The 21,021-nt window shown below is 66.6% G+C and carries 18 protein-coding genes; 5 read left to right on the top strand and 13 right to left on the bottom strand.

What is annotated here, in order from left to right:
• Positions 1-139: 139 nt before the first annotated feature.
• The 12 genes from DND132_RS12405 to DND132_RS12460 all read right to left on the bottom strand — a co-directional run bounded on the left by DND132_RS12405 (position 140) and on the right by DND132_RS12460 (position 8,948).
• Positions 140-1,711, bottom strand: a complete 1,572-nt coding sequence (locus DND132_RS12405; RefSeq protein WP_014323095.1) for a PcfJ domain-containing protein — start codon at positions 1,709-1,711, stop codon at positions 140-142.
• 41 nt (positions 1,712-1,752) lie between these two features.
• Positions 1,753-2,259, bottom strand: a complete 507-nt coding sequence (locus tag DND132_RS18550) for a hypothetical protein (protein WP_014323096.1) — start codon at positions 2,257-2,259, stop codon at positions 1,753-1,755.
• Complete coding sequence (locus tag DND132_RS17755) at positions 2,256-2,864, bottom strand: lytic transglycosylase domain-containing protein (RefSeq protein WP_014323097.1); 609 nt, start codon at positions 2,862-2,864, stop codon at positions 2,256-2,258. The genes DND132_RS18550 and DND132_RS17755 overlap by 4 nt, the downstream gene beginning before the upstream one ends.
• 52 nt (positions 2,865-2,916) lie before the next feature.
• Complete coding sequence (locus DND132_RS12420; protein ID WP_014323098.1) at positions 2,917-3,372, bottom strand: hypothetical protein; 456 nt, start codon at positions 3,370-3,372, stop codon at positions 2,917-2,919.
• 14 nt (positions 3,373-3,386) lie between these two features.
• A complete protein-coding gene (locus DND132_RS12425; RefSeq protein WP_014323099.1) occupies positions 3,387-4,298 on the bottom strand; it encodes a hypothetical protein in 912 nt (303 codons plus the stop codon).
• A 24-nt stretch (positions 4,299-4,322) separates the two neighbouring features.
• A complete protein-coding gene (locus DND132_RS12430) occupies positions 4,323-4,781 on the bottom strand; it encodes an ExbD/TolR family protein (protein ID WP_014323100.1) in 459 nt (152 codons plus the stop codon).
• A complete protein-coding gene (locus tag DND132_RS12435) occupies positions 4,778-5,386 on the bottom strand; it encodes a MotA/TolQ/ExbB proton channel family protein (RefSeq protein ID WP_014323101.1) in 609 nt (202 codons plus the stop codon). Before DND132_RS12435 ends, DND132_RS12430 begins: the two co-directional genes overlap by 4 nt.
• A 9-nt stretch (positions 5,387-5,395) precedes the next feature.
• The gene (locus tag DND132_RS12440) at positions 5,396-5,770 is read right to left on the bottom strand and encodes a hypothetical protein (protein ID WP_014323102.1); all 375 of its coding nucleotides are present in this window, start codon (positions 5,768-5,770) and stop codon (positions 5,396-5,398) included.
• Between the two features lie 12 nt (positions 5,771-5,782).
• Positions 5,783-6,721, bottom strand: coding sequence for a hypothetical protein (locus DND132_RS12445; RefSeq protein ID WP_014323103.1), 939 nt, complete (start codon positions 6,719-6,721; stop codon positions 5,783-5,785).
• A 21-nt stretch (positions 6,722-6,742) separates the two neighbouring features.
• Positions 6,743-7,318 (bottom strand): hypothetical protein, encoded by a 576-nt coding sequence (locus DND132_RS12450; RefSeq protein WP_014323104.1) that lies wholly within the window; start codon positions 7,316-7,318, stop codon positions 6,743-6,745.
• A gap of 416 nt (positions 7,319-7,734) precedes the next feature.
• Positions 7,735-8,214 (bottom strand): hypothetical protein, encoded by a 480-nt coding sequence (locus DND132_RS12455; protein WP_014323105.1) that lies wholly within the window; start codon positions 8,212-8,214, stop codon positions 7,735-7,737.
• Positions 8,211-8,948 carry a hypothetical protein gene (locus DND132_RS12460; RefSeq protein WP_014323106.1) on the bottom strand — a complete coding sequence of 246 codons (738 nt, stop codon included), beginning with the start codon at positions 8,946-8,948 and terminating at the stop codon, positions 8,211-8,213. Before DND132_RS12460 ends, DND132_RS12455 begins: the two co-directional genes overlap by 4 nt.
• Before the next feature lie 458 nt (positions 8,949-9,406).
• Between DND132_RS12460 and DND132_RS12465 the strand changes: the two genes are divergently transcribed.
• Positions 9,407-13,906 (top strand): NACHT domain-containing protein, encoded by a 4,500-nt coding sequence (locus DND132_RS12465; RefSeq protein WP_014323107.1) that lies wholly within the window; start codon positions 9,407-9,409, stop codon positions 13,904-13,906.
• A 13-nt stretch (positions 13,907-13,919) separates the two neighbouring features.
• A complete protein-coding gene (locus DND132_RS12470) occupies positions 13,920-14,984 on the top strand; it encodes a hypothetical protein (RefSeq protein WP_014323108.1) in 1,065 nt (354 codons plus the stop codon).
• On the opposite strand, the gene DND132_RS12475 is transcribed toward DND132_RS12470, so the two are convergent.
• Positions 14,981-16,156 (bottom strand): sigma 54-interacting transcriptional regulator, encoded by a 1,176-nt coding sequence (locus DND132_RS12475; RefSeq protein WP_014323109.1) that lies wholly within the window; start codon positions 16,154-16,156, stop codon positions 14,981-14,983. The two genes, DND132_RS12470 and DND132_RS12475, sit on opposite strands and share 4 nt — an antisense overlap.
• Positions 16,157-16,490: 334 nt before the next feature.
• On the opposite strand from DND132_RS12475, the gene DND132_RS12480 reads away from it, so the two are divergent.
• The 3 genes from DND132_RS12480 to DND132_RS12490 all read left to right on the top strand — a co-directional run bounded on the left by DND132_RS12480 (position 16,491) and on the right by DND132_RS12490 (position 21,009).
• Positions 16,491-17,792, top strand: coding sequence for a hypothetical protein (locus DND132_RS12480; RefSeq protein ID WP_014323110.1), 1,302 nt, complete (start codon positions 16,491-16,493; stop codon positions 17,790-17,792).
• 64 nt (positions 17,793-17,856) lie between these two features.
• Positions 17,857-18,882, top strand: a complete 1,026-nt coding sequence (locus DND132_RS12485; protein WP_148266994.1) for a hypothetical protein — start codon at positions 17,857-17,859, stop codon at positions 18,880-18,882.
• Positions 18,883-18,888: 6 nt separating this feature from the next.
• Positions 18,889-21,009, top strand: a complete 2,121-nt coding sequence (locus DND132_RS12490) for a hypothetical protein (RefSeq protein ID WP_014323112.1) — start codon at positions 18,889-18,891, stop codon at positions 21,007-21,009.
• Positions 21,010-21,021 lie beyond the last annotated feature (12 nt).

A 21,021-nucleotide genomic window follows, 5' to 3' on the forward strand; every position in this document is an offset into this window, starting at 1 on the left:
GGATGTTACGTGCCGAAAATCTGGTCGGTTATCCGAAAAATCAAGATACACGATATAGACTCTACTGAAAAGGCGGGGCGTCGGGAAAAGGGACCGTCGAACGGATTCCCTTTCGTCCCGGCCCCGGCGCGCCTTGCGCTCAGCCCGCCGGGGGACGGGCGGGTGGTTTCGCCGCTCTCGCCCGCCGGTTCTGTTCGTCCAGCCAGTTGAGGACATACGCCCAGCAGCGGGGGCTGGGTTCGCCGTTGTGGCGCAGGAAGAGCTGGCCGACGTGGGCGTTGCCCCTGCCTCCCCGCAGCTCCAGGGTGGCCCGTTGCGGGTAGAGGACGCGATAGATGGTGCACAGTCCCGCCTCCACCAGGTCCGCGTAGTTCCAGACGCAGTGATCCTGCCACCGGCCCTCCTCCAGGAGCTCCTCCGGCGTCCGTATGGGGATGATGACGCCGTCGCTCATGTAGGGCGGCCGGGGAAAGACGGTTCCCCACCGGCCCCGGTTCTCCCGGAACCAGGCCATCCGCCGGACCGCGTTCGCCCAGCGGGCGTGCAGGTGTTGCAGGGCCTGCACGGTCGGGCAGGCCCGGACGACCTGTCCGGCGTCCTGGATGCCCAGGCTTTTGCCCAGGCCGACCGTGTCCATGTATTCCCCTCGGACCAGGCTGAGGGGCCGGGGAGAGGGTTCCGGAGCCAGGAAGCGCCGCTTGAGGAATTTTGCGGCCAGGATGTCGTAGCGCCCGTCCAACTCGCCGAGCCGGTCCAGGTCGATGACCGGATAGTGGCGCAGCTGCCCCACCGCCTCGGCATTGCACAGGAGCCGTTCCGCGTCCCGGAACGTGGCGCTGTCGTAGCTGTGGCTGCGGGTTTTCCTGAGCAGGGCGGGCGTGACCCCGGTCCCGTCGCCGAAGAGCAGGCGGATGAGCGCGGTCTGCTTCATCTTCAGCAGATCGGGTATGTCCCCGGTCAAGCGGCGATTGCGGACCAGCCGGGCGGCGACGAGCCAGAGCAGGGTGGGATTGCTTGTCGCCAGCTGCACCGCGTAGTCGGTCCGGCGCATCATCCGGAGGATGGTGAACTGCCGCCATGTGAATTGCCCGGCCGCCTCCCTGACGTGGGCCGGAATGGGGCGCAGGAAGTCCTCCAGCCATTGCGCCTGTGGGACCGGCAGCCCGTGCAGGCCGAGCAGCGGCAGGTCCGGGTCCCGCTCGTCGCGCCACCAGCCCCAGAACGGGGCCGTCGCCTGTCGCCGGGGCGCGGGGGCGTCGGAATTCGGCCGCCGGGACCAGCCGTGCAGGCGCCCCCAGCGTTCGAACATCAGCCCGTCGGCCCAGGAGGTGATCCGGGCGACGCCGTCCGTTTCGGAGCGGAGATGCAGATATTCCGGTTGGTGCCTGTGGCGGAAGAGACGGATGATTCCTTTGTGCATGGCGCCTTGTGCGGGGTTGTTCCGGCTCGGGCGGAAGGGCGCGGCAAACCGGGTGTGTGATGGAGACGGGCAGGAGGGGATGGGCGCGGCGTCGGCGGGCGCATCCGCCGCTCCGCATCGGATGGCGAGGCGTTCGCGCCCCCCGAAGCCGTGGCCGGGGAAGCCGTCGCCGTTTTCGGTCAGAGGGAGCCGGGCGGTCCCCGGCGGGGTTGCCGTGGGTTCGGCCTCCCGCTCCGGTTCCACGGGCGAGTCGAGGGCCTTTTGCCGGGAGCAGAGGGTAATGAACAGCATGGCATGATCTCCAGGTACGCCGGGGTCGGAGTCCCGGCGGTTCAAGGTTGTCGTCCCCGGCGGGCCGCAACGCGGTCCTCCCGTCCTTCGCGCGCGGCCAGCCGGTCGAGCAGGCCCGAGAGGTGCTCCCGCAATTCGGCGTTGATCCGCAGCCGCCGCCGGGCCGCGGCCGCATACTTCGCCGTCCGCTCCCGTTTGGCCGCATCCATCCAGAAGGGCAGCCATTTCGCGCCCGGGGACCCTTCCGGCCGGGGCGGGTCCAGGGCCGCGATGAGGTGTCGGACCTCGCCGACGAGTTGGCAGCGGAGTTCGCCGACGTCCGAAACGGCCTTCCGGCCTTGCTTCAGGTCCGTCATGCGGCCGTCCAGTTCCCTGCGCAGGAGGTCGAGGCGTTCGATGCCTTCGGCCACCTCGTCCGAGGTCCGGGCCTGCGCGTCCAGGAGACGGGCCGAGCGGAGCACGCCCGCGTCCTCTTCCCGTCCCTCGTGAACGACCACGAGGCCGAGGAGGAGGGAGAGGGAAACGGCCAGGATGGTCAGGGCCTTCATGGCCTGTCCTCCTGCCGCAGCAGGCGGTGGAACTCCCGGAACACCCGCCGGATATGCCGCCGGGTCTCAAGCGGGTAGTCGCGTTCGCCCCTGCGGACGTGGGTGGGTCCCCAGTTGTAGCCCGCCAGGGCGAGGGCCGGGTCCTTGAATTCCACGAGCAGTTCCTTAAGGTAGCGGGTTCCGCCGAAGATGTTCTGGCTCGCATCCCACGGGTTCTCGACGCCCAGGTATTCGGCCGTCGCGGGCGTGAGCTGCATCAGCCCCATGGCGTTGGCCGGGGCCGGGGACTTGGCCCGCGGGTTGAAGTCGGACTCCACCTTGATCACGGCCTCGATGAATCGGGGATGGACGCGATATTTCCGGGCGGCCGCGCGGATGATCGGGCGATACCGGGCCGCTGCGTCCCGTTCGGGTTTCGCGGCGACGGGCCTGATGGCGCGCGGCTTGCGGGCCTCCTTGCCCACGGTCATGTTCCGGATGAAGGCCGTGCAGTCCCGGATCTCCAGCAACCAGTCCGCCCGGGCCGACGTCGGGAAGACGATCAGCAGCGCGACGAGCAGCGCGAAGGCCGTCCAGCCTGTCCTGTGGTGCGTGTTGTCTGTCATTGGAAGCTCCTGTTGTTTTCGACGCCGTCTCGCATCCCGTCGGTTCCGGTTGTCAGCGGGCGGTTCCCGGCCGCTCCTCCTGGAGCGCCTCGACGATGTTCGTCAGCTTTTCGGCCAGGCTCTCCACGGCTTCGGCGTCCCCGCCGGTTTCGGCATCCCCGGTCCCGCCGACAAATCCGCTGCCGGTTGCGCCGTCGGGGGCCGTCTCCACGGAGGGCCGGGAGGCCATGTCCCGCGACTCGCCCTTCGGCGGCGCGGCTTGGCCGCCTTCGTCGGCGACCGCCGGGGCCGGGCCGGCCGCAACGGCCTTTTCGGTCCGCTGCGGGGTCAGATGCCGCTCCAGCGCCTCCAGTCCGCGCTCCAGCCCTTCCTTGTATGCCGCGTCCACCCGCTGCGCGAATTCGCGGGCGAAGCGCAGGGTGTTCGGGTAGCGGTCGGCGTTGGTCCGGAGGAAGCCGAACAGGTGGATGCCCAGGGCCAGGATGATGACGAAGTGGATGAGGCGCATGTCGGTTGCCCTCCCTATCCGAGTTGAATGGTGATGTTCACCCGCCTGCGGGACCCGTTCCGGAACCGGAGGTCGCGGAGCTCCATGGCCAGGGAGGCGCCGGACCGCCGGTACCAGCCGGAGATCGAGTCCACGTCGCGGGTGGCGATGCCGTCCCGGCCGAGGGCGTCCTCCACGGCGCCGGCGATGTAGTGGTCCACGTTCATGGGCAGCAGCAGGGCGACCCTGTAGCGGCCGGGACCGTGCTCCCGCCGGGCCTGTTCGAGGTAGGGCTCGACCCATGCCTCGCCCTCCAGGAAGCGGGACTTCGGGCTCATGCCCGAGAGACTCCGCAGGGGCTCGAGACGTCCGGCCCGGATGTCGAGCAGGGCCACCAGGCTGTCCGTGTTCAGGTTGACCACGCCGAAGCGCCCGCCGATCCTCCGCATGGCGGCGATGTATTCGCCGGAGGCGAGGTGCATGGAGGTGTCGATGGCGATGTTCGGGAAGGTGCCGATGCGCTCGCCGTGGCTGCCCAGCGCCCGTTTGCCCTTTTCGGCCAGCTGTTGCCGGAAGGCGTAGGTGTGCGCTCCGGACTTGGCCGCGTCCTCGTGCCGCTCGCGCTCCGTGCGCCGCGTCGTCTTCGGCGGGGGCGGCGTCTTCGGCGTCCGGGCGGTGGCCACGGCGGGGGCCGTCGCCTTGGCCGGGGCCTTGGCTTCGGACTTGGTCGCGGTCCGGGGCTTGTCCGCCTTGACCGTGACGAAACGGACCTTTATCCGGGTCTCGGACGGCTCGGTGCGCGGCTCCTCCCTTTTGACCGGGGCGTCTTCGGGAAGGGGCCCCCCGGCCGGATGAGGCGGAGCGAACGGCAGGGCGACGATGCCGAAGACCACCGCCCCGGTGAGCATGAAGCCGAACCCCTTCAGCCATTTCCTGAGGTTTTTCATAGCGCCTCTCCTTGTCCCTCGGGGTTATTGCGTTTCTTCGTAAACGAAGGTGAAGGACTGGACCTCGCCCTGGCGGCAGGCCCGGATGACCTTCATGATGGTTCCGTTGGTGACCAGGTTGTCGGCGCGGATGGCGACCTCCCGGACCTTTTCCTCGCGCAGCGCGTCCGGAAGCCGGTCCATGGGCACCTTGCGTTCGCCGAGGAAACAGTCGGCGGCGCCGTCCGTCATGGTGATGGATATCCTGGTTTCCGGAGGCTGCGCGGCCTCGCTTTCTCCCTGCCGCCGCATCTGGGTCAGATCCACCTGGGGCAGCGTTTTTTCCTGCATCATGGCCCCGTTGGCCAGGATCATGATGAAGCTGCACATGAAGATCAGCGAAAGGACGAATCCTATCTCCGAAAGGGATACGGGCATGGCCGGGATGTCGTCGGGCAGGCTCTGCCGTATCCTGGCCGTTGCCGTTCTCGCGCTGGCGGTCATGACTGGCGCTCCTTGGGGTTGCAGGCGGAGTTGAGCAGCAGCTTGGCGATGGTGGCGACGATGAAGAGTATGATGCCGAAGATCGTGGAGCCCAGCGCCACGCCGATCTGCAGCGCCATGCCGGAGAATGCCTTGACCAGCCCGGCGCTGAAGTCGATGGAGGTGAAGGTGTCCTGCATGGCGATGAAGGTCCCGAGCAGCCCCGCGTTGGGGGCCGTGCACAGGATCACCGTGTACAGGGCGGGCCACGCCGGGGTGTCGCAGGCCCCCCGCAGGTGCCGGATGTCCCGGATGACGAGGTATGCCAGCAGGAGGGCCAGGGGGTAGAGCAGGATCCCGACCACGCCGACCCTGCGGAACATGGTCTCCAGGATGTCCACGTGTCTGGCGGCCTCCATGATCCGGGGACCGGCCAGGATGTAGCCCGCGGTGAGCAGGGCCCCGACGAGCATGGCCGCGGAGTAGTATCTCCAGTGGGAGACGAGGTCGGTCTTCCAGCTCGTCCTCGCCTGGGCCGCGATCCGCGCTTTCCTCGGTTCCGGGACGCGCTCCCGGTACACCCCGGCGGGTGCTGCTTCCTTTCGGATATCGTTTGCGTTGTTCATGTCGTCCTCCTAGTCGTCCATGTGGAAGGTTCTGCCCACGAAGAAGGCCTCGGGCGATATCTCGACCCCCTTGGTCTTCAGAAATCCCATGAGGATTTCGGATGCGAACAGGTCCGGGTCGCCGCTGGTGGAGGCGTCGCCGTAGAACGTGTCGCCCACCTCGCCCACTGCGGAGAGCTGCATTTCCAGGCGGATCATCTCCAGCGTGTGACGGTTCCGGGTTGCCGCCGGGGTGTCGCGCAGGCCGTCCACGATGACCGTGACGGTGGCCTGGTGGTATTCCCGCCGCCACTTGTCCTTCCACCAGCCTTCGTCTGCCAGGGCCGAGGTTGCGATCAGGGCGGCGAACAGGGCCAGGATGATGGTGATGCAAGTCTTTTTCATGGCGTCCTCCTTCTAGTACCGGTGTTCATTCTTCAGAATCTTGTCGAACGTGGCGTCGTATGCGCCCGCGTCGGCGTCGCCGTCATCCTGGGCGGTCCTGTCCTGGGTGACGAGTTCCAGGGTGTTCCGGCGTTCCTCGACGCCGTCGTAGAAGGCCAGGGGCGCCTTGCGGATTCCGGCGCTCTTCTTGGCGAGCACGGAATTCTTGAGGCCCAGGACGTTGAGCAGTTCCTCGATGGTGACCATCTTCAGGTAGACCTTCTCGAGCCCGAGCAGCCGCTTGATGCTGAACATCTGGGCGCAGATAAGCTCATAGTTCTTGCGGGTGGACTCGATCTCGTCGGCGTTCATGTGGCCCGCGCTCTTGGAGTAGGTCCGATTGGCGCGGTAGATCAGGGCGATGGTCTTCTTGATGGCCCCCAGCTGCGCCTGGTCGATGCCCTTCACGTTTTCGTACTTTTCCAGGCGGCTCAGGACCATCGCCGAGGAGTGGATGCGGTCCAGGAACCGGTTGCGGTACGCATCCAGGGCCCGGCTGTCCTGATTGTTCCCCTGGTGCTGCCGGATCTCCCGGGCCAGCTGGTCGAAGATGGGAACAAAGGTCTGGAGGCTGCCGATGTAGGCGTCCACCTCGCGGATGGACACGTTGTTCACGTGGGCGCTCTGGGCGATGATGTCCGCGCCGATGGCCTTGGCCCTCAGCGGGTCGTTCTCGTTCTTGTATTCCTCGGCCAGCCGCTTGAGATCCTCCTCGGCCGCGTGGCGTTCCTGGACGATGGCGCTGATCTTTTCGTCCAGGGCGTCGAATCCCTGGTCCAGGCGCTGCATGAGGTTCTTGATGACGTGGCCGCTGACTTCGGAGGCAACGGCGATCTGTCCGAACAGGAGCAGCGCGCCGAGGCTCAGAACCATCGTCAAGACCAGCGTTTTCGGTTGGGTGCGAATTTCCATGGTGTACTCCTTCTGGCCGGCCTAGCGGTCGAACAGTTCTCGGGTTTCCGCCGGATGAGCATTGGGTTGGTAGGGACGGCCCGCCGCCAGGTCGCCGATGGCCAGCAACACGCGCTCCTCACGGTTCAACTCGGACCGGGCGATGGGATCCAGGGAGCGGTCGATCTCCTCCAGGAGCTTGGCCGCCTCGGGACCCCGGCCGAGCCTGAGCAGCATGTCCGCCCTTGCGAAGAGGCAGCTGCGGCCGAACCGGCTGCCGGGCTTGGCCAGCCGCTGCGCCATGTCGAACAGGCGTTCGGCGTTGTCGTAGCGGCCTTCCCTCGAGACCTTCAGGGCGCGGGCGATGATCTGTTCCGGCCTGGCCGGATCGACGCCCAGCTCCGCCGAGGTGAGGAGGACCTCGTCGATCTCGACGTCCTTGCTTACCTCGATGGGTTCGGACTGGTCCTTGACCACCACGGGCGCCATGGGCGCGACCGGGGGCTGGGCGCGTTGTCCGAGGGAGTTGTTGAAGGCGGTGCAGCCGCTGAGCATGATGCCCGCAGCCAGGATGACGCCGGTCAGGGCCATCATTCGAACGATGCGTTTACTTCTCATGGAATCCTCCTGTTTTCCCCTCGTTGAGCAGGAGGCGTGCCAAGGTTTTGGCTACATTGTACATACTGATTTTATTGCCTTATTTTTTTAAATTGGCCGAACGGCGAGGCGTCCCGTGACGATGCAGGGCCCGGGACTCTCACACGCCCGGCGACGGCCTCACACATGTCCGCCCGGCTGCGATTGGCGTGCTTTCGCCTCCGCTTACCCGGCGCGGTTCGAGTGGCGCGGTTTGAGTGGGGCGGAGCTGCGGATGGGGCATCGGGAGGCGGCGGGGCCGCCCGGCGCATGCGGCCGTCCAGTGCGCTGCCCGTGTCGGGGATCGCGCCGCCAAAGGGGATGTGGCGTCGTGCATCGGCACGGCGCCACATCCTGAGGAGAGGGGGAGGGGAAAGACCGCCTAGGGGCCGGTGAGGCTATTCGAGGTAGCCGAGGGCCTCGAGATTCTTTTGCAGGATGCCGCGCAGTTCCCTGGGGGCGTCCTTTCTGGCCAGCGCTTCGGCCATGGGCCGCTTTTGCGGGCGGGGGGCGGCCTCGGCGGAAACGGCGACGGGTTCCCGGATCGCCGCGTCGGCGGGGCTCGTGCCCGCTTCGGCCGTTTCGCCGCCGTCCGGGGAGGTTTCCCCCTTGCCGTCCTGTTCCTTCAGGGCGAAGGCGGACGGGCTTTCCAGGGCGTCCCGCTCGGCAAGCCGCCGGTTCATTTCCCTGACCTGCCGCCAGGTGTCGGGCATGGGGGCCATGGCGGCGGATGCGGCCTCCCGTTCCGGGTTCGGGGCGCTCCCCCGCCATCCCGAAAGGAAGCCGGGCAGGTTCATGTTGCCCAGGATGTTCACGGCGCTGATCAGGATCACGAAGGTCAGCGCGACGCCGGTGATGAAACCAATGAGTCTTTTCATGGAATGCCTCCGGATGAGGTGTTGTGGCCCATGGGCGGGCCGGGTTGCCGGGTGTCGTCGCCAGCCGCCGGGGCGGATTCGCGGAGCGAGGCGCGGGCCAGGAACACGGCCCTGCTGGCGGTGAGGTGCATGTTCTCCAGTTGCAGCAACACGCGCAGGCGCAGGAGGCCGTCGCGGAGAGCCGCTCCGTCGAAGGGGATGCGTCGTCGCGCGCCTGCGGGAAGGGGGGTCGGCCGGGGGCCGTATTCGCGCCGCATCTCCTCGGCTTGCCCCATCACCTTCCGGTTCGTCCGGTCGAGGAGCCGGTAACGTCCGGCGTGCTTGAGAGCACGGTTCGACCCCGTCCGAAGATCGTCCATGAGCCGGAGAAATTCCCTCCGGTTGTCCTCACGGGCCGCTTCGGTCCGGGCGAGCCTGGACTCGTTGTCGCGGATGGCCTTTCCGAGCCGCTCCGTTTCGGTGATCAGGCCGTCGATGCGTCCGAGCGCCGATTCGTTGCCGGAAAGCAGCCCTTCGATCACGGAGTCGATCCGCGCGTGGGCAGCATCAAGGAGAGCGGCCCCGTCCGCCGGTCCCACCAGCGCGGGCCGACGCGCCGCCTGGGTGGGCGAGGTGAACAGCCCGAGGCAGAAGACGGCGTTTACGGCCAGCAGCAGGCCCAGCGCGGCATACGCCGCCGCCAGCCGTATGGTTTCCGTCCGGTCGGGCGAAGCCCTGGAAAACGTGTCGCGCATCTCGGCTCCTTGTTGCGTGCTTGTGTTGGGTTCCACCCCGCCATAATCAAGGAGCATGCCAGGTTGCTGTGGAAAGGGGAGGTTCCATTTAATTGCCTGGAATTATGAGTAGTGTTGCATGAGGCGAGCGCGCTGGAGCCCCGGGGGAAGCCCGGAATCCGGCGCAATGGGAGCGGACGGGCTCACACGGTTCCGGGGCGTGAGGATGGACGGGTGGGCCGCGTGCCCGTTTCCGGGGGGGCGTTCGGTGCGGAGGGAGCGGGCCGCCTCAGGCCGCGGCGGCCGGGGCCATGGCCTTGCGGGGATGAAGCCTTGTCCGGATGCTCCGGTTCATCGCATGGGGTTGTCGGCCTTGGCTTTCTTGACTATGTTCGACCAACCTGCTTGCGCGAATCGATAATGTTGCACATGGTTTTCGCTATCGCGGCCCGGTGCGCAGGCGGCATGGAGAGGGGGGTATGGAAAGAGACGAGTTCCTGGCCCTGGTCGGCCAGTTGGTGAAGAGCGACGATCCAACGGTGCGCGGCCTGGGCCAATGCATGCGGAACGTGTTCGGCAAACGGGAGGTGTTGCCCTGCCGCCTGCTCGACGAGGTGGACGTCCTCAGCCGGGCGGTGGATCTGTACTTTCCCCGGCCGTTCGTGGCCCGGTACAATGCCTACAAGGAAGCCGAGGAGATGCTGGCCGCCCTGGCGGACTCGGACGACCTCAGCTATGCGGCCGCGCTGAAGGACGCGGCCGACAAGTTGATCCTGCTGTGGAAGCTGGTCTTGAACTTCCTGCCGTTTCTTTTCGTCGGGGCCATCCAGCGCATGGGCGGCAAGGCGCTGGCGGAGGCCGCCGAGGCCGAGTTGCAGGAGGTGTTGCAGACCTACCGGACGTTGTTCCACGAGAACGCCACGCTCAACGAGGGGGAGCAGGTCGCCTTCGTTCTGCTCCTTCTGAAGCTTTTCCGGAAACTCGACCGGCACGGCGCGCTCGGGGACAGCTTCATCCTGCATCCGCTGCTCCAGGCGCGGGGCGGGTTCGACGAGGTCTTTCCCCAGCCCTTCGGTCCGATGCTGCAATTGATCCACCAGTTCCGGAACAAGAGTTTTCACGCCTTCATCAGCGAGCGGCGACGGGACGAGGTCGCCCCGGTCAATACCATCATGGCCTGCGTCTGTTTATACGTGGTGAAGTGCCTGCTGGGCGTTTTCGAACGATACGGGCTGTACTGGGTGACCGGGATCAACGCCCCGTCCTCGGACCCGGTCGTGACGGCCCTTTCCTTTGCCGGGGCCGCGCCCAAGGAAAAGCGGTTCAAGCTGACGAGGACCCCGTGCGCGGATTCGGAGCGCCTGGCCCTCAACGATCTGTATCTCATCGACAACTCGAAGGTCATCACCATGGGCGGGGCCCAGCCGGTCGAGCCCATCGGGCCGACGGATTACCTCTGTCTTTCGCCGTTCGTCATCTACACCATGGAATCCCTGGACAAGGAGGTCCTCGACGGCGGAGCGTCCGCCGACCGCCCCCTGGATATCTGCGTTCTCCAGCGGTACAACGAGGTCAAGCAGTTCTTACGTTACCTGGCCCTGACGGGCCAGGTGGAGTTCTGCCTGTCCCGCGACGACCGTTTCCGGCATTTCTTTGAGAAGTACAGCCTGTTCTTCAAGAACATAGAGGGGTTGTTCGACGACGTGGGCCATGCCCCGGCGCAAGAGGCGGCCACGCCCGGCGTCGACTCAGCGGCCGCCGCCATGGCGCAGCTGCGCAAGCGGACCTGGCAGGTGTCGTGCAACCACCTGGCGGCGCTGCTCCAGGTTCAGGACTACGACGAAGACGGCAACCGCATCGTCGAGAATCCCGGTTTCGGGTTCCAGTACAAATACAATCCCGACCTGTTCGTCTTCCCGGAGGAGGGCCGTTTCTACGACGGGTTCTATGAGAGCGGGAAGCGGGCCATCGCCTTTGTCGGGGGCTCGGGCATCGGTAAATCCAGCCTGCTGTGCCACCTTTTCCTGGATGAGCGCAGGGCGGGCCGACCGGCGGTCTTTCTCGACGCCAGGCGTTTCCGTTCGGCCAGGCTGGACGAGTTCCTGGAGGAAAGCATCATCGTCCGCGCCCGAAGGGACTGGCGGATGGAGAACGCGGACCGGTTGCTCGGCGAGGCCGGGGTCCGGCTGGTGGTCTTCATCGACGCCGTCAACGAGTTCGGCGGCCCCGGCGGCCCGCTGAAGCTCATTCAGGAGATCATGGACGCAGCCCGCGACCAGTCGGCGCTCGCCAACGTCAAGTTCGTCTTTTCCTGCCGCGTGGAAACCTGGGAGCAGTACCGGAAATCCGTCAACAACCCCAAGGTGCTTCTGGAGGACAGCGTCTTCGTGGGCCAGGGGGGCGAGGCCGTCCGGGTCAACGGGTTCGAGTCGGAAACCCTGCGCGCCACCCTCTTCGATCGCTATGCGAGTTGTTTCAACCTGGTTCCCGCCACCTACGAGGAGCAGGGAGAGCCGCTGAAGGAACTGATCTGTTCCCCGTTCATGATGCGGATGATCGCGGAGGTGTACGCCAACACCTCGGAGGATGGCGCCTCGCATCGCAGGAGAAAACGCCGCAAGATACCGAAGAAGATAAATTATTTTAAACTGTTTTCCCTCCTGACGCCCCGCAAGATGGCGGATGCCGAACGGTTGTTCCCCGAGAGGGAGGTCTCGCACGACCTGCTGGAGCGGCGGTTCGACGAGTGCCTGTACGTCTTCGCCGAACTGATCTATCGCCAGCTCATCGCCGGCGGCGACAGCTCTCCCCTGGCCATTTCCGGGGAGCGCCGGGACTCCGTGCGGATCGACGAGCTGAGCCGGAACCCCGCGTTCGGCGAGTTCATGAAGGGCCCGGTCGAAGGCGCGTCCGTCAGCATCTTCGAGGCGTTGATCCAGGTCGGCCTCATCGAGTCCGTGTACCTGCCCGAACTCAACCGCCACGGCGAGGTCAAGTTCGGCAGGGCCTACAAGTTTTTCCACGACCAGTACACGCAGTACTGGCTGAGCGCCGTCTACAACCGGTCCGACATCCTGGGCCGCCCCAGTCCTCGGAAGCTGCGCCGCGATCCGGAACTGCGCCGGACCACGGTGGCCAACATCCAGGACCTGATCGCCCGCTCCCAGGACGCCATGGTCCTGGGCGGCGCGCTGGGCCACTGGCTCTATTCGATCATGTCCGACGGGCGGCCGCGCATTCAGGACGACCTGTGCCACCTGTTCAACGCCATAGCCGACACCAAATCCTCGCATGTCCGGTACATGACCGGCATGTTCCTGCACGGACTGCCCGAAAAGGGGGTGGTCTCATCGCGCGAATGGTACTCCCGGCTTTGCCGGAAGGGGAGCTTCGCCCTGCGCAGGCTGCTGACCGAGCACGTGGTCTACCTGTGGCCCAACATTGCGCCGGACGATTTCCGTGCGCTGATAGAGTCCCTGGGCAGGGAGGAGGACGACGTCCTGCTGCGGGAACTCGGGGACTTCCTGGCCACCCGTTTCGGCTCGGAGCCGGAGATGGTCCTGGAGTTTCTGGACGGCATCCTGCCGAGCCTCGAAAAGCTGGACGTCGCCACTTCGACCCGGCTGTATGCGCTCAAGTCGAAGATGCACATCTATTTCAAGGTGATCACGAAATTCGCGGTCAAGGCCGCCTTGGACTGCTGTGTGGACTGGGAAAAGATGCGGATGCTCAAGGAGTTGCTGACGCGGAAATACAGCTACGTGTTCAGGGCCTGCCTCGACGAGTCTCCCACGATGATCATGCGGGGAGTCAGGAGTTGGGTCTTTTCCCTGCTGGATGGGGTCGGGCTCAACCAGTGGGACCAGGCCATCGGCCCGCACGGGAACAATTGCTTTTTCGTGGAATTCGACGGGCTGCGGCAGCGCGACGTGCTCCACGACTTCTATCCCTACTGCGTGCAGCTGTGCAACGGCGAGTTCGACGAGCTCTCCCTGGAGCCCGATTCGGAGTTCCGGCAGGCGTGTCTGTCCCTGATCGACTACCGGCCGCGCAGCGTCATCGGCTACGTGGCCACGGTGGTGCTCGCCGCGGTCCTGCATCGGGATGACCGCCAGATGGAGAGCGTGGTCAACGAACTGCTCGCCAGGAAGTCCGAGGCGGCCTTTTTCTTCTGCAACTACCTGCTGACGGCCCTGGGTCAGCTCAAGGTGGAGCGGTGCGCCCTCCTGTTGCCGATCATGAAGAAGGACTTCATCCCCGCGCTGGTCAGCGAGGACCAGGACGGCGAGAGCTACCTGGGCTTCCTGTTCATGGCCGCGGCGGACATGAAGGAGTTGTGGCCGGACGCGAAGGTCATCCTGGACGAACTGACCGAGCGGCTGGAGGAGATGAAGCCGGAGGCCCTGTTCTCCTTCGCCAAGGCGTTGCGCAGCCTGTGTTTCTATTCCGAGCCGCAAATGGGGCGGACCATCGCCACCCATCTGGCGCGGACGTATCTTTCGGACGCCTCCGACAACCGTCGCGAGTTCGCCAAACGGGTGCTGGCGGCCATGCTGGTGCGCGATCCGCAGATGCTCTCGGCCATCCTGGAGTGCACGGGCAAGGGCCGCGCCCTGGAGGCCGAGGTGCTGACCTTCGTGGACGGTGAAGTGCTTCGGCTCAAGGACCAGGTCAGCTATCAGAGCGCCTGGAACAAGGTCTTCCTCACCGCGGTGACCGACAATCCCAAGGTGATGCACTATGCCTGCCGCGTGTTGCTGGGCGGTCTGGTCCAGTCGAACAGCGTCACGGAGTTCTCGCGGGAATTTCGACGGTTCGTCGTGGAGTTGGTCCGCGGCTACCTTACGGATGAGGGGCTTGACCGCCGGAAGACGTTCACCGTACAGGAAGCGTTGTCGGAAAGTCTGGCGAGCGCCTGCTACGGGATGGACGGCGAGCCATGGACCGACGTCGAGGACAGGGTTGAAAAACAGCAGTGAGTCAGGAACCAATATGAGTTTTCTATGCAAAAAATTCATGCAGGGTTTTGATAGGACGTATCTTTCCATCAAGAATAAGCACAAGACATGCAGCCTGCATCTGAACCCCGACCCCTTCGACGGGCGGGTATACACCATCGACGAATTCTACGAGGGATATAAGAAGTATTTCGACGATCCGTTGGGTTTCTACAACGATTACGCCCCCGAGGACGGCATATGCCTCCGGGACGGTCGGCACCACCGGGACACGTCCGAAGCCCAGGCCCCTTTCCGCTACATGGTGTTCGATTCGCCGGTCCCTTCGCCGTGGGAGGAGAACAACCTGGTGCCGTTCAAGTGGTTCACCAACCCGGAAAAACCATCCCGGACGCTGTTGCTTTTCGCGCCGGGATGGGGACGGACCAGCCAGTCCTTCGAGGAGGTCTGGTGCCGCAAATTGCAGGAGATGGGGGTCGATTGCGGCCTGACCACCGTGCCGTACCATCAGGCGCGCACGCCACAGGGCTCGTTCTCCGGGGAGTACTGGATCAGCGCGAACCTCTTTTTCACCATCGCCAACTTCCGGCTCTACACCGCGGAGTTGCGGCTGCTGTTCCAATACATGAAGCGGCGGTATGACTACGTCGGGTTCATCGGCATGAGTTCCGGCGGGTTCCAGACCGCCCTGGCGGCCAATTGCGAACCGGCGGACTTCCTGTTCCCGATGATCACCGGCGGGAACCTGGCGGACATCACCTGGGACGGACTGATAACGACCTACGTCCGGCAGGACCTGGAGGCCAAGGGCGTGACCCGTGAGCAGCTCGCCCGGGTCTGGAGCGTCACCGACGAGTGCGTTCTGGGCAGGCACTGCAAGGCCCGGTACATCAAGCAGTACATCTCCATGTACGACGAGGTGGTGGGGACCGAGAATCAGCTGGCCATGTGGGAGGCCATCGGCAGGCCGGACAGGATGATGGTCCCGTCCGCCCACTACTCCGTGTATTTCTTCGGCAACCGGATCCTCAGGGACATCGCCCGCATGGTGGCCGAGAACGTGGCCGGGTGGAGCCGCTCCCCAGGGTCGGCGGCCTAGCGTCCGATCTTGCGCTTGCCGCTGGCCCAGCAGCGGCGCAGGGCCTGGGCGTTGTTGCCCAGGATCAGCCCCACGTGCCTCCAGCTGAGGTTCCCCTGATGGGCGAGGTGGCTGCGCGCCGAGGCGATGAGCCGGAGGCGGTCCTCGCCCCGGAGCCCCTCCTCGGTGATCTTGCGCAGGGACAGGTACCGCTTCCACAGGGCGTTCGAATCGGCGTCGGCCCTGCTGGGCTCGATGCCCTGGATCATGGTTTCCACCTCCGCCGGGGTCGCCTGCTCCCGCAGGACGGCCAGGGCGCGCTCGGTGTCGCGCAGCAGGGCGTCGATGAGCTTGGTCGCGGTGGCGGAGGGGCGGCCGAGGAAATCGGGGCAGATCTTGAGATACCGCGTCCCGATGCGATCGTCCCCCTCGTGCAGGGCCCAGTCGAAGGCCGCGGCCATGACGTTCTCGAGTTCCCGGATGTTGCCGGGCCAGTCGTGGCCGGCCAGCGCCTCCAAGGCATCCTCGGAGATGGCCATCCCGTCGATGTCCATTTTTTCGCACTGGAACTTCAGGAAATGCCGGGCCAGGGCGCGGATGTCCCCCTCGCCGCGTTCGCGCAACGGCGGCAGGCACATCTCGTGAACGGAGATCCGGTAGAACAGGTCCTCGCGGAACCGTCCTTCCTCGACGAGCGCCCGGAGATCCCTGTTGGTCGCCAGGATGACTTTCAGATCCGCCTGAAAGGTCTGGGTCCCTCCGACGCGGCGGTAGCTGCCGTCCTGGAGGAACCGCAGCAGCCGGGGTTGCTGTGAAAGCGGCATTTCGCCGATTTCGTCCAGGAAGAGGCAGCCGCCGTCCGCCGCCTTGACCAGGCCGTCCGTGGCCCTGTCGGCGCCGGTGTACGCCCCCTTGTCGTGCCCGAACAATTCGGAGGAGAACAGGGCGTCGGTGAAGTCGGCGCAGTTGAGGCGGACGATGCGGCCGCCGTATCGGGACAGGCTCCGGATGTGGTCGGCCAGGAGCTCCTTGCCCGTGCCCGACTCCCCGTGGATCAGGACGGGACGGTCGGACAGGGCCGCGACCTTGGCGAAGTCGCGGACCCGCTCCATGGCGGCGCATTCGCCGATCATCGCCTTGACCGGGGACGGATTGCGGAAGAGCCTCGCCTCGTTGGTGCCGGTCCTGATCATGATGTCCCCCTCCTTGTCTGTTTCCGATCCATCGCGTGAGGGACCTCCCCTCACACCAGGGCCTTTTGGCGGCCAACGGAAACTCGCGTCGGTTTTGTCGGGAAAACAGGCGGGAGATATCAGGTGATTTACATAAATGGCTTGATATGTTCGCTGGTTGGGAGTTAACACAAGACAGTGTATTTTCGGGGACGGCAGCGTGTTCCGTTCCGGCCCGCCTGTCAGGCGCCATCGGACGGGGGTGCGGGGACGGCCCGGTGGCGAGGTTGTTGCAAAGGATCATATCGGGGGCGTTGCGTTTTTGCCCGGCGTCCCCTGTTGGAGAGGAAGTGGCATGCCGTCTGAGGAATGGATCAACTGGCTGCGTTCGCCGGAGGCCAAGAAGCCGATCAAGCAGTGCGTGCTCGATGTGTGCTGCGAGATGCGCCAGGGGAGCTACAATCGGGAAATCTGGCCCTACGGGGGCGTCGCCCTGGGCCGGGGAGAGCTGGACTGGTTCCGCAATCATGACAACCTGCCCCGTCCGGACGCCCCGGACGTCTCCCGCCGCAAGGTCGAGCTTCTCCACGACATATGGAACGAACTCGTCTACTACCTGATGCACGGCAGCTACCGGTTGCTCGATGAGTGGCACGAACGGCAGCAGGAAACGGGAGAGGGCGGAAAGGCCGGGTCCGAGCCGCGCCGGAGCGTGCCCTGGTCCGCGCAGAATCTGCATCTGGCCCGAAGCGGGAACAGCATCATGCTGGCCCGGAACATCAAGCGCGGATTCCTCTACAGCGTGAAGTCGTTGCGGCGCATGGACCAGACCAGGCACGCCCTGTACCGGAAATGGGGCGACGCCATGAACAACGACGCGGAGCGCTTCACGTATATGGCGCGAAAGGGCGTCGTGGGCGGACGCTGGTACGCCCCGGCGGGGCGGGGGGCCGAGAAGGCGCTCGCCGAGGAGGCCTACCTGGGGCTCCATTACGGCGAGTGGCCGGCGGATCGGGACGTCTCGCTCTCGATGTTCAGTCCCGAGACCCCCAAGCTGGCGATCCAGGCCATGAAGCGATGCAGCCTCTTCTTCTGGGAGGAGGCGCGGGAGCGGCTGTGGGCCGACGGGCCGACGGCCGAAGAGTACCTCGTCTCCCTGTGGCATTTCGTTGACTACATGTTTGCCCAGTACGGGTTGCAGGCCATGGACGGCCTGACCGCGACCATCGACAGCGGGAGCCCCCGAGACGAGGAGGGCGGCTCGCGGGACATCGCCGCGTTGCTCCCGGACCGGCCCGGTGGCGAAGGCCTGGAAGCGGAAATGGACGGCCTGGAGCTCGGTGCCCTGGCGGAGCGGTTGTGCAGGATGCTGGACCCGGACGAGGCCAGGCTGCTGCTGCTTTTTTCGCGGGGCGCGCAGCGCAGGGACATCATGGCGGACATGGGCCTGAACGGCACGCGGTATCTGGATTTGCGCAAGAGCGTGCGTCAGGGGGTCCGGGAGTTCCTTGTCAGGAACGACTTGAGCGAAGACAGGGACGGGACCTGCGAATTCGCCCGGCAACTGTTCCGTTCCCTTGTTGAAAGGCAGCAGGAGAGCGACCGGGACGACGGCGACAACGGCGCGGATGGGCGGCGTGGCCGCCCGCGCGGATAACCGGCGGCGGCGATGGAGAGACAAGATGCTCAATGACGACGAATTGCGCGAAGCGCTGGAGACGATGTACCAATTGCGGTTCTGCCCGCCGGACCGGATTCTGTTCGCCCCGGACGGGAACGAGGACCTGCGGCGGCATGTCGAGACCTGCGGCGTGTGCCGCGAACGGCGGGCCATGGACCGGGAGACGCGGGACGCCTGGGGGGCTGTGGCCGAGGGCCTTGCGCGGGCCGCTTCGCCGTCGCGACCGGACGCGGCCCCCGGGCAGGTCTGGTCCCTGAGCCCTCGCCTGGAGGGCTGGGGCGCGCGGTCGCGCCACTACAACGCGCCCATGGTCCTGATCCTCCGCCGTGGGAAGGATGCCGTGGAGGCGGCCCAGCTCTGTCCGGATGCCGGGCTCGCCGGGCCCGCCGACGTCGACCTGGGCCCGGACTACGGCCTGGCCCAGGGCTGGAACCGCCTCAGTCTCCCCGTGGCGGCCCTGGACGCCTGCTGGGGCTCCGTCCCGGCGTCGCTGGTGGACGCGACCCTGCGCGCGGCCGTCGCGGACGACGACGCGCCCGAGGATTCGCCGCTGTATTTCTTCCGCAGCCTGGAACGGGCGGTCGCAGCCGAAATGGGCGCCCGGGCCGCCGACCTGGCCCCGGTCGAGGCCGGTCCGTCCCTGTTGGAACGGGTCGTCGCCTACCTCCGGGGCGTCGGGGCCGTGGTGGCCGACGGGGCGCGAAACGCTGAAGAGGCCCTGGCCTCCGCGATCTTCCCGCCGGAATGGGCCGCGGCCCGTGCCGCCGAAGGTGACCTGGCCGTGGTGGTCGTGGCCCGTCTCGACCAGCCGGACATCGAGATCGAGTTGAAAACGGTCGCCCTGCGCGTCTTGCCGAATCCGCAGGGCGGCGTGGTCTTCGCCAGCGCCCGGCACGGCCTGGGCGCTGTCAGGCGCCTGTCCGCCTGGCACGCGACGCCGTCCGGTGGGCTGGAGCCCGGAAAGAGCGATCTGTCACCGGACGGAGAGCGCTTCATGCTCGTCTTCACGGAGTTGCCGCCGGACGAGGCGCGCATTGACCGTCTCAGGATCGTGGCCGAGGTGTAGCTTCCGATGGCGTGGAGTTTTCAGGAGCTGGCCGACTGGGCCGCCTTTCCGGAACGGCTCGCCTGTTTCGAGGCGGACCTGCTGGCCGTCGCCGCCTGTCCGTGGCCGGAGACCGGGGACGGCCTGCGCCGTTGCGCCGAGGCCGTGGCCGGGGCGGGGGCGGACGGCGTGCAGGCCCAGCTGTGGAGTGCGGCGCTGGCTTCCCGGTTGCTGCATCCCGAACGGGCGCCCGCCTGGGCAACGGACTGGCTGACGGCGTCCTTTTCGCCCGGTGACGTGGGCTTGCCGTTTTCCTGGGCGGAACTGTTCCGCTGGAGTTGGTCGGCGGCCCCCTTCGTGGTGGGCGCGGAGGGCCGGGGACGGCTGATTCACGCCCTGGCCGGGCGTGGTGACGGCGACGAGCGCCCGTTGCTCCCGTACTGGGCGGCCGACAAGTTGGGTCCATCGTCCATTCGGGGGGTGGAGGAGGCGGCGCGGGCGGCCCGCCGACAACCCGGCCACGCTGACCGGCGATTCTTCTTCTGGCCCCAAGTGCGGTTCTCGCGGCGGCGTCAGTCGTGCGACGGCGGGTCCCTCGGGCTGGCCGCCTACCTCGGCTTCATCGGTGAGCCCGGTGACGCGCGCGTGGTGGCCACGGGCGTGGTGGGCGGAGGCGAGACCGTGGGCGGGGTGGAGCGGCTGCGGCGCAAATACCGGGCCGTACCGTCCGGCCACGCCTTTCTCTATTCCCCGGCCGTGGGCGCCGCCCTGCCGGATTGCGACGGGGCGGGCGCAAGGGCCTATGCCGTCGGGACCCTGCGGGAGGCCCGGTTCATCAGCCGCTTTCACGGGGCCGGTTGCGACGATCAACTGCATCGGCTCTACCGCGCCCGGGGCAATGCGACGGCGGTGGCCCAGTTGCTGGACGAGGTGCCGGGCGAGGCCCTGGCCCTGATCGAGCGGAACGAGGGGCTCGTGGCCGAGTCCTTCAGCGCAGGCTTTTCGGAAATGGGACTGAAGGTCCTGATCGACATCGTGATGCGGGGCGTGCTGGACTACGCCAACCATGCCGACATGCTGCATGTGGTCATGGACGGGCTGACGCGCGAGGTCGTTGCCGGGACCGCCGCGCTCGGCGGGTTGCCGCCCGCGCAGCTCTGCGAGTTGAAAGCGCGCTGGTTCAGCATGCGGGGAGACGCGGCAAAGAGCGACCGGTGGAGCCGCCTGTCGGCCGATTACGCGGCCCACCTGAGCGCCCGGGACAGGCGGCAGTGGCTGCTGATCCGGTTGCACGGCGGCCTGGTCAACCGGCATCACAACCGGTACGACTTCACCCCCGAAGTGCCGGAGGATTTCCTCGGCGAACTGGAAAAGCTCGAAAACGTCTGCTCCCTGTACGAGCGGACCTACGGGCACGGCTCGCCGGACATGGAGGAGCTGGCCGCCCTGTACGGAACGCTGGCCCAGCACTTCGCCTTTTGCGGGCCCGAGTATTTCGGGCAGGTCGAAAGATGCGCGGGTCTCTGCCGCCGCTGTTTCAAGGGGGCGGACCTCCTGCCCGCGGACCGTTCCCGGAGCTATCTCCTGTTCGCCGCCCTGGACGCCGGGGAAGACGCCGCCGCCCGCCAGGCCCTGGTGGAATACCTGGGCGGCGAGTCGCTGGACGCCGTGGCCCAGGACGATCCGCAGCGCGTCTTCAAGCTGTTCGCCGCTGTCCGCTACGCCGTGGACTCGGGACGGGGCTTTCCCGGCGTGCTCGATTTCGCCCGCGCGGCCTCGGCCTCCGAGCCCGAGGGTTTCTTCGCGGGCTATCCCTGGAATCTCATCCTGTGCGGGCTGGCGCGCCTCATCCGTGGCGAGGACAGGGAACGGGCGGGCGTCCTGCTCGACAGGGCCTGGGAAATCAGCCTGGCCGGGGAGGCGACGGTCCAGGCCATGGCCCTGGTCCCGCTCTCCTGGCGGCTGGAGCTCGGCATGAAGGACGACGCGCTTCAGGGCATGACGGCGACGACCCTGGACCGGCTCAGGGGACTCGACGAACTGTGCCTCGATCATTTCCGCCCCGTCCTGGAGGCGCCGGACTGGCAACGCGCCCTCGCCGAGGTCGTGGCCCGGCGAAGCCGCCTTTTCCCCTTCACCTATCGCTGATCGGCCCGACAG

The organism is Pseudodesulfovibrio mercurii (assembly GCF_000189295.2).
GTDB classification, from domain to species: domain Bacteria; phylum Desulfobacterota; class Desulfovibrionia; order Desulfovibrionales; family Desulfovibrionaceae; genus Pseudodesulfovibrio; species Pseudodesulfovibrio mercurii.

Bases quoted from the DNA above. Each gene is read 5' to 3' on its own strand.
- DND132_RS12405 (WP_014323095.1), bottom strand. From the start codon at position 1,711: ATGCTGTTCATTACCCTCTGCTCCCGGCAAAAGGCCCTCGACTCGCCC.
- DND132_RS18550 (WP_014323096.1), bottom strand. From the start codon at position 2,259: ATGAAGGCCCTGACCATCCTGGCCGTTTCCCTCTCCCTCCTCCTCGGC.
- DND132_RS17755 (WP_014323097.1), bottom strand. From the start codon at position 2,864: ATGACAGACAACACGCACCACAGGACAGGCTGGACGGCCTTCGCGCTG.
- DND132_RS12420 (WP_014323098.1), bottom strand. From the start codon at position 3,372: ATGCGCCTCATCCACTTCGTCATCATCCTGGCCCTGGGCATCCACCTG.
- DND132_RS12425 (WP_014323099.1), bottom strand. From the start codon at position 4,298: ATGAAAAACCTCAGGAAATGGCTGAAGGGGTTCGGCTTCATGCTCACC.
- DND132_RS12430 (WP_014323100.1), bottom strand. From the start codon at position 4,781: ATGACCGCCAGCGCGAGAACGGCAACGGCCAGGATACGGCAGAGCCTG.
- DND132_RS12435 (WP_014323101.1), bottom strand. From the start codon at position 5,386: ATGAACAACGCAAACGATATCCGAAAGGAAGCAGCACCCGCCGGGGTG.
- DND132_RS12440 (WP_014323102.1), bottom strand. From the start codon at position 5,770: ATGAAAAAGACTTGCATCACCATCATCCTGGCCCTGTTCGCCGCCCTG.
- DND132_RS12445 (WP_014323103.1), bottom strand. From the start codon at position 6,721: ATGGAAATTCGCACCCAACCGAAAACGCTGGTCTTGACGATGGTTCTG.
- DND132_RS12450 (WP_014323104.1), bottom strand. From the start codon at position 7,318: ATGAGAAGTAAACGCATCGTTCGAATGATGGCCCTGACCGGCGTCATC.
- DND132_RS12455 (WP_014323105.1), bottom strand. From the start codon at position 8,214: ATGAAAAGACTCATTGGTTTCATCACCGGCGTCGCGCTGACCTTCGTG.
- DND132_RS12460 (WP_014323106.1), bottom strand. From the start codon at position 8,948: ATGCGCGACACGTTTTCCAGGGCTTCGCCCGACCGGACGGAAACCATA.
- DND132_RS12465 (WP_014323107.1), top strand. From the start codon at position 9,407: ATGGAAAGAGACGAGTTCCTGGCCCTGGTCGGCCAGTTGGTGAAGAGC.
- DND132_RS12470 (WP_014323108.1), top strand. From the start codon at position 13,920: ATGAGTTTTCTATGCAAAAAATTCATGCAGGGTTTTGATAGGACGTAT.
- DND132_RS12475 (WP_014323109.1), bottom strand. From the start codon at position 16,156: ATGATCAGGACCGGCACCAACGAGGCGAGGCTCTTCCGCAATCCGTCC.
- DND132_RS12480 (WP_014323110.1), top strand. From the start codon at position 16,491: ATGCCGTCTGAGGAATGGATCAACTGGCTGCGTTCGCCGGAGGCCAAG.
- DND132_RS12485 (WP_148266994.1), top strand. From the start codon at position 17,857: ATGTACCAATTGCGGTTCTGCCCGCCGGACCGGATTCTGTTCGCCCCG.
- DND132_RS12490 (WP_014323112.1), top strand. From the start codon at position 18,889: ATGGCGTGGAGTTTTCAGGAGCTGGCCGACTGGGCCGCCTTTCCGGAA.